The 13540-nt window shown below is 74.2% G+C and carries 12 protein-coding genes; 4 read left to right on the top strand and 8 right to left on the bottom strand.

Annotated features, from left to right (window positions below; all coding sequences use genetic code 11):
• On the bottom strand, positions 1-2043 hold a 2043-nt coding region (locus O3W51_RS40130; RefSeq protein ID WP_269288749.1), incomplete at its 3' end, for an AAA family ATPase.
• A 3-nt stretch (positions 2044-2046) separates the two neighbouring features.
• Positions 2047-3204 carry an exonuclease SbcCD subunit D gene (locus tag O3W51_RS40125; RefSeq protein WP_269288747.1) on the bottom strand — a complete coding sequence of 386 codons (1158 nt, stop codon included), beginning with the start codon at positions 3202-3204 and terminating at the stop codon, positions 2047-2049.
• A gap of 252 nt (positions 3205-3456) precedes the next feature.
• On the opposite strand from O3W51_RS40125, the gene O3W51_RS40120 reads away from it, so the two are divergent.
• Positions 3457-4305, top strand: a complete 849-nt coding sequence (locus tag O3W51_RS40120; protein ID WP_269288746.1) for a GNAT family N-acetyltransferase — start codon at positions 3457-3459, stop codon at positions 4303-4305.
• A gap of 17 nt (positions 4306-4322) precedes the next feature.
• Here the strand turns inward: O3W51_RS40120 and O3W51_RS40115 are convergent, their stop codons facing one another.
• The gene (locus O3W51_RS40115) at positions 4323-4958 is read right to left on the bottom strand and encodes a YigZ family protein (protein WP_138357227.1); all 636 of its coding nucleotides are present in this window, start codon (positions 4956-4958) and stop codon (positions 4323-4325) included.
• Between the two features lie 89 nt (positions 4959-5047).
• On the opposite strand from O3W51_RS40115, the gene O3W51_RS40110 reads away from it, so the two are divergent.
• Both O3W51_RS40110 and O3W51_RS40105 read left to right on the top strand, forming a co-directional pair.
• Positions 5048-5455 carry a CoA-binding protein gene (locus tag O3W51_RS40110; RefSeq protein WP_138357228.1) on the top strand — a complete coding sequence of 136 codons (408 nt, stop codon included), beginning with the start codon at positions 5048-5050 and terminating at the stop codon, positions 5453-5455.
• 36 nt (positions 5456-5491) lie between these two features.
• The gene (locus O3W51_RS40105; RefSeq protein ID WP_138357229.1) at positions 5492-5770 is read left to right on the top strand and encodes a hypothetical protein; all 279 of its coding nucleotides are present in this window, start codon (positions 5492-5494) and stop codon (positions 5768-5770) included.
• Between the two features lie 10 nt (positions 5771-5780).
• Here the strand turns inward: O3W51_RS40105 and O3W51_RS40100 are convergent, their stop codons facing one another.
• Together O3W51_RS40100 and O3W51_RS40095 are read right to left on the bottom strand one after the other, a co-directional pair.
• Positions 5781-6311 (bottom strand): YbaK/EbsC family protein, encoded by a 531-nt coding sequence (locus O3W51_RS40100; protein WP_138357230.1) that lies wholly within the window; start codon positions 6309-6311, stop codon positions 5781-5783.
• 20 nt (positions 6312-6331) lie between these two features.
• Complete coding sequence (locus O3W51_RS40095; protein WP_138357231.1) at positions 6332-6904, bottom strand: XRE family transcriptional regulator; 573 nt, start codon at positions 6902-6904, stop codon at positions 6332-6334.
• 96 nt (positions 6905-7000) lie between these two features.
• Between O3W51_RS40095 and O3W51_RS40090 the strand changes: the two genes are divergently transcribed.
• Complete coding sequence (locus O3W51_RS40090; RefSeq protein WP_269288745.1) at positions 7001-7864, top strand: DMT family transporter; 864 nt, start codon at positions 7001-7003, stop codon at positions 7862-7864.
• A gap of 18 nt (positions 7865-7882) precedes the next feature.
• On the opposite strand, the gene O3W51_RS40085 is transcribed toward O3W51_RS40090, so the two are convergent.
• From O3W51_RS40085 to O3W51_RS40075, 3 genes are all read right to left on the bottom strand, one after another.
• On the bottom strand, positions 7883-8668 hold the full coding sequence (locus O3W51_RS40085; protein ID WP_138357233.1) for an acyltransferase: 786 nt from the start codon (positions 8666-8668) through the stop codon (positions 7883-7885).
• A gap of 116 nt (positions 8669-8784) precedes the next feature.
• The gene (locus O3W51_RS40080) at positions 8785-11667 is read right to left on the bottom strand and encodes a condensation domain-containing protein (RefSeq protein WP_138357234.1); all 2883 of its coding nucleotides are present in this window, start codon (positions 11665-11667) and stop codon (positions 8785-8787) included.
• Complete coding sequence (locus tag O3W51_RS40075; RefSeq protein WP_138357235.1) at positions 11657-13540, bottom strand: non-ribosomal peptide synthetase; 1884 nt, start codon at positions 13538-13540, stop codon at positions 11657-11659. The genes O3W51_RS40080 and O3W51_RS40075 overlap by 11 nt, the downstream gene beginning before the upstream one ends.

Here is a 13540-nt window from a genome sequence, read left to right as displayed (position 1 = left end):
GTCGTGCTCCCGGTCGACAGCCTGCGCCGCCGTGGTCAGCAGATCGACGCGCCGGGCCAGTTGCGATCTGCGGGCGGCCACGGTCGCGAAGCCGCCGCGCGCCCGCGACAGCTGCTCGGCGATCCGCTCGTACTGCTCGTCGAGCTCCTCGTGCCGCTCCGCGGTCCTGCGGTCGCGTTCCCGTTCGGCCTCGCCGAGCGCCTCACGGGCGGCGTGGGTGTCGGCGGCGGCGCGCACCGCGAGCACGTATTCGCCGTCCAACGCGGTGTACGCGGCGGCCAGTTCGTCCACCGGGGTGTCGCCGGCCGCCGCCAGGGCGGCGTCCCGCCCGGCCCGCGCGCGGCTCAGCTCGTCCTGCACGGCGCTCTGCGCGGCGGACGCGCTCTGGTAGGCGGCGTAGGCGGCGTCCTCGTCCTCGCGGGTGACCTGCCGGTCGGAGGGACGGGCCGGCTCGGGGTGCTCGGCGGAGCCGCACACCCGGCAGTTCTCGCCGGGCACCAGGGCGGCGGCCAGTTCCGCGGCGATACCGGAGATCCGCCCTTCGCGGGCGTCCTGCCAGGCCTCGCGGGTGTCGGCAGCCCGGTCCCGGGCGGCGCGGTGCCGGTCCTCGGCCACGGTCAGGGCGTGGGCGTAACGGTCACGCTCCCGGGCCGCGTCGAGGCGGCGGCGGGCCTGGTCGCGTTCGGCGTCCAGCGTTCCGGCGCGGGCCGCGGCGGCCTGGGCGTCGTCGACGCGCCGCTGCAGACGCAGCCGTTCCGGCTCCCAGCCCTCCAGCCAGCCGTCGGTCTCCTGTACGGCCTCGCCGTCGCCGCGCGCCTCGGCCTCCAACCGGTCGCGGCGGACGGCCAGTTCCGCGGCGCGCCGCTCCAGCTCCCCCGCCTCGGTGAGCGATCCGAGCTCCTCGCGCAGCTGGTTGGCGGTCGCGGTGAGCTGTTCGGCGGCCGCCTCGGCGAGGTCGGCGGGGAGCTCCGCCCGCGCACTGCACCGGGCGGCGAGCGCCTGCTGGTGCTGTGTGGCGGCCTTCTCCCGCAGTTCCAGGGCCGATTCGACGCCGGAGGCGCGGTGCGCCCGCTCCAGCCGGGCGCGCTGTTCATCACGTTCCGACCGGGCCCCGGCGATGCCGTCGGCCCGGCGGCGGGCGGCGGCGTGGCGCTGCTGCAGCCCGTACAGCTCCTGGACGGCGGCGGCCTCGTCGCGGGCCCGGAGGTGTGCCTGTTCGGCCAGCTCCAGCGCGCTCACCGCGATGGCGTGGCGCTCGCGCGCGGTGGAGCGCAGTACGGCCGCCCACTGCAGGATGGGCGCGGCCAGGTCGGAGTGGACGGCCGGTGCGCGCGCCGGAACGTCCTCGGGCAGCCAGTCGTCCAGCGGCTCGGCCCCCGGTCCCGCCGCCTGGGCGAGGCGTCCGGCGAGGTTGTCCAGCTCCTGGTCGCCGGTCTGGATCCGCTGTTCGGCGGCGCGGCGGCGCTCCTTGAGCCACTCCTCGACGGCCTTGAAGCGACGGGTGTCGAAGAGCCGGCCCAGCAGGGCGCCGCGTTCGGCGGCGGTGGCCCGCAGGAAGTTGGCGAACTCGCCCTGCGGCAGCAGCACCACCTGGCAGAACTGCTCCCGGCTCATCCCGATCAGCTGCTTGAGTTCCTCACCGATCTCCTGGTGGGACTTGGAGAGCGCGCGCCACTCGCCGTCGCTGCGCTCCCGCAGCAACGTGACGGCCTTCTCCTGGGTCGTCCCGGAGCCGCGCTTCTTCGGGCGCTGCTGCTCGGGCCGCCGGGTGATCTCCAAGTGCCTTCCGCCGACGTGCAGTTCGAGCACCACCTCGGTGCTGAGGGCGGCGTCGGCGTGGTCGCTGCGCAGCCGGTTGGCCGGCCGGCTGCCGGGGACCTCGCCGTACAGGGCGAAGCAGACGCCGTCGAGGATGGAGGTCTTCCCCGCCCCGGTCGCGCCGTGCAGGAGGAACAGTCCGGCCGAGGACAGTTCGTCGAAGTCGACGCTCTCGGTGCCCGCGAAGGGGCCGAAGGCGGTGAGGTCGAGCCGGTGCAGCCGCATTGCTTACGTTTCCGTCCTTGCGTGGTGCGCGCGTACCGCGTCCAGGGCCTCGCGCAGTACCGTCCGTTCCCGCCCGTCGGGGCCCGAGCCCCGGACGTGGGCCACGAAGTCCTCGGCGATCTGCTGGTCGGTGCGGCCGCGCAGCCGCTGGGCGTAGGAGACCGCCGGGTCGGCGCCGGAGTTCTCGGGGTCGAAGGCGAGGCTGAGCACGTGCGGGAAGCGCTTGGCCAGGGCCGCCATCGGTTCCGGCAGGCGCAGCGCGTCGGTGAGGGTGGCCTCGACCCAGGCGTCCTCGTGCCGCTCCAGCGCCGGATCGGCGAGCAGGTCGTCCAGGTGGCCGCGGATCCGGGCGATCGGGCGCGGCACCGGGCAGTCGACGCGCTCGGCGGTCACGGCGCCGTCCTGGTCGAGGTCGACCAGCCACATGCTCTTGCGGTGCCGCTCCTCGGAGAAGGAGTACGCCAGCGGCGAGCCGGAGTACCGGACCCGTTCGGTGATCGTCTGGCAGCCGTGCAGATGGCCGAGCGCCACATAGTCGACGCCCGCGAAGATCTCGGCGGGCACGGCCTCCACCCCGCCCGCCGTGATGTCGCGCTCGCTGTCGCTCGGCGCGCCTCCGGTGACGAAGGCGTGCGCCAGCACCACCGAGCGGGTACCGGCCGGGCGGGTGGCGAGATCGGCGCGCACCCGGTCCATGGCCGCGCCCAGCACGGCGGTGTGGTCGGCCCGCTCGGCGTCGAACTCCGCACGGACCAGAGCAGGTTCGAGGTAGGGCAGCCCGTACAGCACGGTGTCACCGGCGGCGCCCGGCAGGACGACGGGGATCGCGCAGCCCGCCGGGTCGGTGCGCAGGTGGATGCCGGCGCGGCCCATGAGGCCTGCGCCGACGCCCAGCCGCCGGGCCGAATCGTGGTTCCCGGAGATCATCACCGTCGGGACGCCGAGGTCGGCGAGCCGGTGCAGGGCGTCGTCGAAGAGCTCGACGGCGGACAGCGGCGGCACCGCCCGGTCGTAGATGTCCCCGGCGACGAGCACCACGTCGACGGCCTCGGCGCGGACCGTGCTGACGAGGTGGTCGAGGAAGGCCGCCTGGGCGGCGAGCAGGCTCTCACGGTGGAACGAACGTCCCAGATGCCAGTCGGAAGTGTGCAGAAGTCTCACTGGGGTGCTCCGACCTGCACGTTTATCGCTCCTCCACCCCGGTACCCGCACCGAATCAGCGTGGGGTCCCGCTGTCGGCACCGACCACGCTAGCGCCCGGACGCCCCCCATCCATCACGGACCTCGGTTTGTCATCGGTTCCGGGGCCGGACGGCGGGCGGTATTGCCGTGCTCCGGTCCGTTACGAAACGATCACGCCAGGGGCGGACCACTTCCGAACGCGCCCCGCCGCCGACGCCCTTGGAGTGAGAAGTGCCGACATTCGAGATCACGGCCGCGAGCGCCGCCGACATCGGGCTGATGGCGGACTGGGCCGCCGCGGAGGGCTGGAACCCGGGCCGCACCGACGGCTCCGCCTTCTTCGCGGCCGATCCGCACGGTTTCCTGATCGGCCGCCTCGACGGCGAACCGGTCGCCTGTGTCTCGGTCGTCCGGTACGGCACCGATTTCGGCTTCCTCGGCTTCTACATCACCCAGCCGTCGCTGCGCGGCCAGGGTTATGGCATCCAGCTCTGGCGCGCCGGCATGGCGCGGCTCGCCGGGCGCAACGTCGGGCTCGACGGGGTGGTTGCCCAGCAGGAGAACTACCGCAAGTCCGGATTCCGCTCCGCCTGGAACAACATCCGCTACGAAGGCACTCCGGCCGCGGACACCCCGGCGCCGGCGGGCGTCACCCTGGTCGATGCCCGCACCCTGCCCTTCGATCAACTCGCCGCCTACGACCGCCGTTTCTTCCCGGCGCCGCGCGACAGTTTCCTGGCCACCTGGATCGCCGCGCCCCAGCGCACCCCGCTGGCCGCGGTGCGCGACGGGGAGCTGCAGGGGCTCGCCGTGCTGCGCGCGTGCCGCGAGGCCTCGCGCATCGGTCCGGTCCACGCGGACTCGCCGGAGGTGGCGGGCGCGCTGGTCGGCGCGCTGGCGGCGACCGTGCCGGGCGAGCCGGTGTCGATCGACGTGCCCGACATCAACAAGCCGGCGGTGCACCTGATGGAACGGCTCGGCCTGGCGCCGTCCTTCGAGACCGCCCGGATGTACACCGGTCCGCTGCCGGAGACCGATCAGGCCGGGATGTACGGCGTCACCAGCCTCGAACTGGGCTGACGGTTCCCGGACCAGATCTACCGGGCCTGGACGTCGACGAATTCGGTGCCGCCGGCCTCCACCGTGGCGGCACCGGAGGTGCTGTCGGCGACCCAGGAGCGGAACGCCGCCACCTCGGACTCCGGCAGCGCGATGTCGATGCGCACATCGGCGCCGTACCGCACGCCGCGCACCGTGCGCCCGGCCGACCGCAGGTCGTTCTCCAGCTTGCCCGCCCGCTGGTGGTCGGCCGCGACCGTCAGCAGCGCGAGGCGCTGCCGTTCGACGGTGCCCAGTTCGTCGAGCGCGGCGGACACGGCGCCGCCGTAGGCGCGTACCAGCCCGCCCGCGCCGAGCTGGACCCCGCCGTAGTAGCGGGTGACGACGGCGACGACATCGCGCACCTCGCGGCGCAGCAGCACCTGCAGCATGGGGGTGCCCGCGGTTCCGCCGGGTTCGCCGTCGTCGCCGGCCTTGTGGATGCGGCCCTCGGCGCCGATGACGTAGGCGAAGCAGTTGTGGGTCGCGCTCGGGTGCTCCTTGCGGATCTTCTGGATGAACGCCTGCGCGGCCTGCTCGCTGCCCGCGGGCGCCAGCGCGCACAGGAAGCGCGAGCGCTTGATCTCGCTCTCGTGCACGCCCTCGCGCCCTACCGTCAGATACCGGTCCACCATCCGGCCACCCTATGCCGCCGGCCGGGAATGGGCCGGGCCGGTCGCTCGTTGACCAGGCACGACGAGCGGGACACCCTCTGGAGGACGACGTGTACGGCGATGCTGCGACGGTACGGAAGATCCTGACCGGGCTGGGTGACACCTGGGCGGTGGTCGGTCTGTCGAACAACGAGGCACGGGCCGCCTACGGGGTCGCGCGGGTGCTCCAGCGCTTCGGCAAGCGGATCGTTCCCGTCCACCCCAAGGCCGAGACCGTGCACGGCGAGCAGGGGTACGCCTCGCTCGCCGACATTCCGTTCCCGGTCGACGTGGTCGACGTCTTCGTCAACTCCGAGCTGGCGGGCGCGGTCGCCGACGAGGCGGTGGCGGCCGGCGCGAAGGCCGTGTGGTTCCAGCTCGGGGTGATCGACGAGGCCGCGTTCGAGCGGACGCGGGCGGCCGGCGCGGAGATGGTCATGGACCGCTGCCCGGCGATCGAGATTCCCCGCCTCGGCTGACGCGCGATACCGGGTCACGGCGCCTACGGTGGCGGGGTGAGCAAGGACCGCAAGCCTCCGCCGCCCTTCGGGCTCGATGAGAAGACCTACGCCGACCTATGGTTCTACGCCCTGCCGGTGCTCGGCTTCGTGCTGGCCTTCGGGGTCTTCGCGCTGCTGCTCGGTGTGCTGCCCGACCACTGGTGGGGTGAGGTGCTGGCGGCCGTGGTCGCGGTGGGCGCCGGGGTGATCGTGGTGCGGGCGGGCCGGCGGCTGCACCGGTCCCTGCACCCGGCGGACGAGGACCGGTCCGACGGGCCGCCGGACCGGCGCTGACCGCAGCCGATCAGATACCGAGGCCCTCCAGGACGACGGCGCCCGGCAGTGCGGCGAGTACCTTGCCCGGCACGATCAGCTTGCCGCGCCGGGCGCCGCTGCCGATCACCAGGTACGGGGCGTCGACGACGGCCGCGTCGATGAGCAGCGGCCAGTCGCCGGGCAGGCCGACGGGGGTGATGCCGCCGTACTCCATGCCGGTGGCGCCGGTCGCGGCGTCCATGGGGGCGAACGAGGCCTTGCGGGCGCCGAGATGGCGCCGGACCACGCCGTTGACGTCGACGCGGGTCGTGGAGAGCACCAGGCACGCGGCGAGCGTGACGTCCTGGCCGCGCTTGCCCGCGACGACCACGCAGTTCGCCGAGGCGTCCACGAGGTCGGCGCCGTAGGTCTCGACGAAGACGGCGGTGTCGGCCTTCTCGGGGTCGGTGTCGACATGGAGCATGTCGGCGGTCACCGCGGCGGCCACCGGAGCCGGGAGCAGGTCGAGCCGTTCGGTGGCGGGGTGGGCTTCGTCGAAATTGCCGATCGGTGCGCGCATACCGGGAAACGTAACAGGCGCTACCGGGGCGGCGGGACGGCGATCGCGAGCGTCATCTCGGCCGGGACCGCACCCGCGTTGTGGTAGCCGTGCGGCACATGGGCGTCGAAGCTCGCGGTGGTCCCGGAGGGGACGCGGTACTCCTGGCCTTCGACGACGAGCGTCAGCTCGCCCGCGTCCACCCGGATCAGTTCGGCGCTGCCGGGCGGGTGGGCGTCGGAGTCGTGACCCTCGCCGGGCATGAGCCGCCAGGACCACAGTTCCAGCGGGCCGGGCGCCTCGGTGCCGGCCTGGAGCGTGCCGTAGCTGCCGGCCGGGGTGCTCCACAGCGGTACGGCGCGGTCGGCCGGGACCAGCCGGACCTGGGGGCTGTCGGCGTAGTCCAGGAGGTTGGCGATGCTGATGCCGACGGCGTCGGCGATCCGCACCACGGTGCCGATGCTGGGGTTGGTCCTGGCCTGCTCGATCTGAATGATCATGCCCCGGCTGACGCCCGCGCGGGCGGCGAGCGCGTCCAGGCTGTATCCGCGCTCCAGCCGCAGCCGTTTGACGTTGCGGGCGAGCGACTGGGCGACGATTTCGAGGTCCGGCACGCTTCCGTCCAATATTATGAATGACAGAGTTCACTTGAGTGCACTACGGTGTGCTGTACCAACACGTTCATCACACTGTACTGCGGGGGAAGTCCCATGACAGCGGTTCTCGCGCTCGCCACCAGCCTGCTCTGGGGGCTCGCCGACTTCGGCGGCGGGCTGCTCACCCGCCGGCTGCCGGCGCTGGTCGTGGTCGTCGCCTCGCAGATCGCCGCCGCGCTCGTCCTCGGCGTCATCGTCGTGGCGCCCGGGGCGGGGAGCGAGCTCGGCCCGCAGCTCTGGTACGCCGTCGCCGCCGGCGTCGTCGGTCCTGTCGCGATGATCTGCTTCTACAAGGCCCTCGCCCAGGGCCCGATGGGCGTGGTCTCCCCGCTGGCCACCGTCGGCGTCGTGATACCGCTCGGCGTCGGACTGACGCTCGGCGAACGCCCTGGACTGCTGCAGTACGGCGGGATCGCGGTGGCCGTCGTCGGCGTCGTCCTGGCCGGCGGCCCGCAGCTGCGCGGCGCGCCCGTGCAGCGGCAGACGGTGCTGCTCACCCTCGTCGCCGCCTTCGGCTTCGGCTCGGTGTTCGCGCTCATCGCCGAGGCGGCCTCGACGCTCCCCGGACTGTGCCTGGCGCTCTTCGTCCAGCGGGGCTGCAACTCGCTGGTCGGCGGCGCCGCGCTGGCCGTGGCCGTCCGGCGTGACCCGGCCGCCGCACCGGAGGGCGGCATGGCCGTGGTGTGGTCCGCCATGCCGGCGCTCACCCTGGTCGGCCTCGCGGACGTCGCGGCGAACGGCACGTACTCGCTGGCCGCCCAGCACGGCCCGGTCACCGTCGCCGCGGTACTCGCCTCGCTCTACCCGGTGGTGACGGCGCTCGCCGCCCGGGGCTTCCTCAAGGAACGGCTGCTCGCGATCCAGGCCGCGGGCGCGGGACTCGCGATGGCCGGGACGATCCTGCTCGCGGCGGGATAGCCGGGCCGCGAGCGGGCCTCAAACCGCCGGATCCGGCGCCCGGTCGGCCCGGCCGTCGAGCGTCTTCGGCCCGTCCTCGACGCCGGCCAGCGCCATCAGCTGCTCGGGGGTGATCCCCTCGGGTATCGGCACCGGCGGCGGTGTCCGCAGCGGCGGCTGCCAGCCGGCCTCGGGGTCCCAGCGGCGGACGATCCTGGCGGGAGCGCCCGCGACCACCGCGTGATCGGGCACGTCACCGCGCACCACCGCGCCGGCCGCGACCACCACATTGCGGCCCAGCCGGGCCCCGGGCAGGATCACCGCTCCCGTGCCGAGCCAGCTGCCGGACCCGATCTCGACGGGCGCCGAGCGCGGCCACTGCTTGCCGACCGGTTCGTGGGGGTCGTCGTAGGAGTGGTTGTCGCTGGTGACGTACACATAGGGCCCGGCGAAGATGTTGTCGCCGAAGACCACCGGCGCCGAGGCCACCACGTGGCTGCCGCGGCCGAGCACCACGCCGTTGCCGAGCCGCAGGACCGGGTCGGGGCCGAGGTCCAGGTCCGGCATCATGCCGGCGGTGAGGGTCACCTGCTCGCCCACCACGCAGTGCTCCCCGATCTCGATCCACTGCTCGCCGAACACCGTGCCCAGCGGGAACGCCAGCCGCGAGCCCGTGCCGAAGCTGCGGAAGCGGTAGGGACCGGGGCGCTGCGCGGTCACCGCGCCCGCGTTCTGCACCCACCGCCATCCGCGGTGGACCAGGCGCGAGGCGGTGCGGCGGCGCCAGGCCGCCCAGGAGGAGAACACGTTCTCGTTCTTCGGCACGGGATCACCGTATACGGTGCCGCCCGCCGGTGAAGTCCTGGATGTGAGGCCGGATGTAAAGAGGGGATCCGGCCGTACGGGGGGAGCCGGGCGGACCGCCGCGGCTCCCCCGGATCTCAGCGCCCGGCGGAGCCGGTCATCGCGGCGAGTACGGAGCTCCGGTCCTCGCCGGGCCGCTCGTCCAGCGCGGTGGCCAGCCGGCCGGACCCGTAGTGCCAGCGGTGGTCGAGGTCGGGGTGCACCCGGTCGACGAGCCGGATCTCGCTGTCGCTGCCGAGGAGCCGTTTCAGCTCTGCGGCCAGCTCGGGCCAGCCGACATGTCCGCTCACCGCGTTGGCCACACCGTGCACCGGGGTGGCCAGGCAGTCGGTGACCGCGCGCGCCAGGGCGGCGGCGTGCACCCACGGGGCGCCGTACCAGTCGTGGCCGGCGGTGCCGGGCCGCGGCAGGTCGATCGGTTCCCCGGCGAGGGCCGCCTGGTAGAGCAGCCCGGTCGCGCCCCAGCGCAGCTGGTCGCGCAACCGGTCGTGCGGACCCCAGACGATGGGCGAGCGCACGACGCTCGCCCCGCCCCGGCCGTCGGTGCCCGCCGCCCGCATGAGCAGCTGCTCGCAGTCGAGCTTCGCCTGCCCGTACGCGCTCAGCGGCTGTGCGGGCGCCGATTCCTCGGCCACCCGCGGGCCGGTGGGCCGGCCGTAGGCGTCCACGCTGCTGACGAAGACGAACGGGCCCCGGTTCCAGGCCCCCACCATCGCGGCCATCGCCGCCACGTCCACCTCGGGACGGGTGAAGGTGCAGGCGGCGTGGATCACCGCGTCCGCCCTTCCGACGGCGGCGCGCAGCCCGTCCAGGTCGGTCAGATCGCCCTCGACGACCTCCACGCCCTCCCCCGCGACCAGGTGCGCCGACTCCGGCCGGGACAGCGCCAGCACCGGCCTTCCCCGGGCGGCCAGTTCGCGCAGGACGAAGGCGCCGACACCACCGGTGCCGCCGGTCACCAGGACCGTACCCTCACGGGTCCGCCGGGCGCGGGCCGCCGGTGCGCCGGTCGCGGCGGCCAGCCGTTCCCGTTCCGTCTCCCGCGCGTCCAGCAGCGCCGCGATCGCTCGCGGAGTGCGGTGCTCCATCACGTCCAGGCCGGTCAGCGGCAGCTTGAGTCCGGTGCGCAGCCGCTCGGCGAGCTGTACGGCGATCAGCGAGTGGCCGCCGAGTACGAAGAAGTCGTCGTCAGGGCCAGGGGCGCGGCCCAGCAGCGCCGTGAACGCCACCGTCACCGCTTCGGCGCGAACGCCGCTCGGTACGGGGGCAGCCGGGGCGCCGGGCAGCCGGGCCGTGTCCAGGGTGCCGTCGGCGGTGCGGGGCATCGCGTCCAGCAGGGTCACCGCCGCCGGGACGAGTTCACGGCCGAGACCGGCCCGCAGATACGAGCGGAGTTCGACGGGCGAGGGCCCGCCGGTCCCGCGCAGGACGGCGTACGCCAGCAGCGGTCCGCCGGCCGGGTCCGGCACAGCGGCGTCGGCCACCAACGGGTGGGCGCGCAGCAGCACTTCGGCCGGATGGCCGTCAGTGGGCGGGGTTTCGGCGGCCGGGAGAACCGGCGGCCGGCCGGGCAGCCGGGACAGCCGGAGCTCCGGGTCGGCGGCGACCGCGGCCAGCAGTCCGGCGAAGTCGTCCGCCAGCCGCTCGCCCGCCGCATCGCCGAGGGCGGCCCGGCCGTACTGGACCAGGCCGGTGGGACGGTCGGTGTCGGACAGGCCGAACGACAGGTCGAACTTGGCCTCGCCGAGCGCCACGTCGACCGGTTCCGCGGCCAGACCGGGCAGCCGGAGCGCGGTGGGCTCGCCCAGCACATCGGCGGTGACCCGGACCAGCGGTGTGCCGTCGGCGTCCCGGGCGGCGGCGCCGAGCCGCTCCAGGACCAGGTCGAACGGCACGTCACGGTACTGCTGTGCCTCCAGCAGCGCGTCCCGCACCCGGTCCACCAGCGTCCCGAACTCCGGGTCGCCGGACAGATCCACCCGGATGGGCAGGGTGTTGACGCACAGCCCGACGAGGCCACGCATGGCCGAGCCCTCGCGGTGGGTGCCGGCGCAGCCGATCACCAGGTCGTCCTCGCCGGTGAAGCGGTGCAGTGCGGCGAAGGCGGCAGTAAAGGCCACGGTGAACAGCGTGGCCCGATGCCCCAGACCCAGCTCGCGCAGAGCGGGCAGCACCCGCTCGTCCAGCGGCACGTTGCGCACGGCGGCGGGCCGCTCGGTCAGGTCGGCCGCGGGCCGCGCGGGGCGGGGCAGCCGCAGTGGGACGGCACCCGACAGCCGGCGCGTCCAGTGCGCGAGCCCTTCGTCGAGCCGGCCGGCCGCCGCGTGCTCGCGGACCGCGAAGTCGGCGTACTGCGGCGGCCGTGTCAGCTCGCACGGGATCCCACCGGTGGCCGCCGCGTACAGCTCGGCCAGTTCGGCGGCGACGGTCTCCAACGACCCTCCGTCGATGCTGATGTGATGGAACGTCAGCAACACGGTGTGGTCCTGCGGCCCGTGGCGCAGCGCCAGGGCGCGCGGCAGGGGACCGGCCGCGAGGTCGAAGGGGCGGCGCGCCTCCTCGGTCAGGGCGGCCAGGCCGTCACCGACGGCGTCGATCACCGGCACGACGATCGCGTCCGGTACGGGAAGCGTCTCCTGGTACGGCTCGTCGCCGTGCTGCCCGTAGCGCGTGCGCAGGATGTCGTGGCGCTGGACGAGCGTGGTCAGCGCGCTGCCCAGGGCGGCCAGATCGAGCGGTCCGCGCAGCCGGGTGGCGAACGGCACGCTGTACAGCGAGCCGCCCTGGCCGAGCCGGTCCATCAGCCACATGCGGCGCTGGGCGTGGGACAGCGGTGTGGGCCCCTGGTCACGGGTGGTGGCGGGCGCCGGGTCGGCCGGGCGGGCGTTCTTCCGGGCGCGGGCCCGGCGCAGCAACTCCTCCTGCAGGGCGGCCGAACTGGGGTGGGTGTCAGTGGCCATCGGTGTCCTCCGGCGCGTCGGGGTGGAGATCGCTGTGGTTGGCCAGCAGGGCGCGTTCGACGAGCGCGGCGTGGCCGGCCACGGTGGGTGCGGCGAAGAAGTCGGGCAGCGACAGCGTCACTCCCAGTTCCTCGCGCAGGTCGTCCGTGACGATCAGCGCGAGGAGGGAGTGGCCGCCGTAGGCGATGAAGTCGGCGTCCGCCCGGGCCACTTCGCAGCCCAGCGCATGGCTCCACACATCGGCGACGGCCTGCTGGAGCGGGGTCAGCGGCTCCGCACGGTCCTCGGTGACGGTGACGCCGCGCAGGTCGGCGAGGGCTCGGCGGTCGACCTTGCCGGACACCGTCAGCGGGAGCCGTTCCACGAAGGTCAGCTCGTCCGGGACGAGGTGCGCGGGCAGCTGTTCGGCGAGCCGGGTCCGCAGGGTCTCGGCGCGGGGCACCGGGCCGGGCGCCGCCACCACGAACGCGGCCAGCCGGGCGTCGTCCTCGGCGGGCCGCCGTACGGTGACGGCGGCGTCGTCCACCTCCGGCTGCTCGCGCAGCAGGTGCTCGATCTCGCCCGGTTCGATCCGGAAGCCGCGCACCTTGACCTGGTCGTCGGCGCGGCCGTGGAAGTCCAGCACGCCGTCCTGACGGCACGAGACCAGATCGCCCGTGCGGTAGAGCCGGCCCAGCGACGCGTGCTCCACGAACCGCTCGGCGGTCAGTTCCGGTCGTCCCGCGTAGCCGTTCGCGAGCCGGCTGCCGCCGATCCACAGCTCACCGCGTTCCCCGTCCGCGACCGGCCGGCCCGCCGCGTCCAGCACATGGGCCGTGGCGCCCGCGCACGGGCGGCCGATCGGCACCGGGCCGTCGCAGTCCGCGTCGGTGACGCGATGGGTGGTGGCGAACGTCGTCGTCTCGGTCGGACCGTAGCCGTTGACCAGCTCCAGCCAGGGGAACGCGCGCAGCACCGCGCGGGCCTGCTGGGCGGCCATCGCCTCACCGCCCACGACGACGGTGCGGAGCACCGAGAACAGCCGGGAGCGGCGGGCTGCGAGCTGGTGGAACAGCGCGGTGGTGAAGAACGCGACGGTCACGCCGTACCGCTCGACGTGCTGCGCGAGGTCCTCGAACGACGGCCGCTCGGTGGTGCACACCACGACGGAGGCGCCGTTGGCGAGAGCCGCCCACACCTCGAAGGTCGAGGCGTCGAACGTCGTCGGCGAGTGGAACAGCACCCGGTCCCGCGCGGTGACGGTCACGTACCGCGGGTCGGCGACCAGTTCGGCGATGCCGCCGTGCGTGACGGTCACACCCTTGGGCAGGCCGGTGGAACCCGAGGTGAACAGGACGAGCGCCGTCGCGTCCGGGCCGGTGTCGGCGGCGGGTATCTCCTCGCCGGACAACAGCGGGTCCTCGGGCAGCGCCAGGGTCACTCCGGTGCCGGCCGCCGATGCCAGCAGCTTGCTGTCGCCGACGGTCAGGGTCGTCCCGGAGTCGGCGAGCATCGCCTCGATACGGGGGCGCGGGTGCGCCGGGTCGAGCGGTACGCAGGCCGCGCCCACCCACCACAGCGCGAGCTGGGTGACCAGGGTGCGGGCCGAGCGCGGCATCAGCAGCGCCACCCGGTCACCGGGGCGCACCCCGTAGGCGTGCAGGTGCGCGGCCAGACATCGGGCGGAGGTCACGAGCTGCCGGTACGTCAGTGTGGTGTCGCCGTCGACCACCGCCAGGGCGTGCGGGGTCCGTTCGGCGTGCCGGGCCACCAGGGCGGGCAGGGCGGTCACGGGGTTGTCCTTCCGGTCGTCGGAGATCTCCCGGACGTCGGAGATCTCCCGGGTGTCGGGGATCTTCCGGGTGTCGGGGATCCGCGGGGAGGAGGGCGTCAT

The organism is Streptomyces sp. H39-C1, from assembly GCF_027158125.1.
GTDB lineage: Bacteria > Actinomycetota > Actinomycetes > Streptomycetales > Streptomycetaceae > Actinacidiphila > Actinacidiphila fildesensis.
The sequence above is the reverse complement of the archived record's forward strand: the minus strand, read 5'-3'. Positions and strand labels throughout refer to the sequence as shown.

Bases quoted from the DNA above. Each gene is read 5' to 3' on its own strand.
- O3W51_RS40115 (WP_138357227.1), bottom strand. From the start codon at position 4,958: ATGGTGGACCGGTATCTGACGGTAGGGCGCGAGGGCGTGCACGAGAGC.
- O3W51_RS40100 (WP_138357230.1), bottom strand. From the start codon at position 6,311: ATGCGCGCACCGATCGGCAATTTCGACGAAGCCCACCCCGCCACCGAA.
- O3W51_RS40090 (WP_269288745.1), top strand. From the start codon at position 7,001: ATGACAGCGGTTCTCGCGCTCGCCACCAGCCTGCTCTGGGGGCTCGCC.
- O3W51_RS40080 (WP_138357234.1), bottom strand. From the start codon at position 11,667: ATGGCCACTGACACCCACCCCAGTTCGGCCGCCCTGCAGGAGGAGTTG.
- O3W51_RS40075 (WP_138357235.1), bottom strand. From the start codon at position 13,540: ATGACGCCCTCCTCCCCGCGGATCCCCGACACCCGGAAGATCCCCGAC.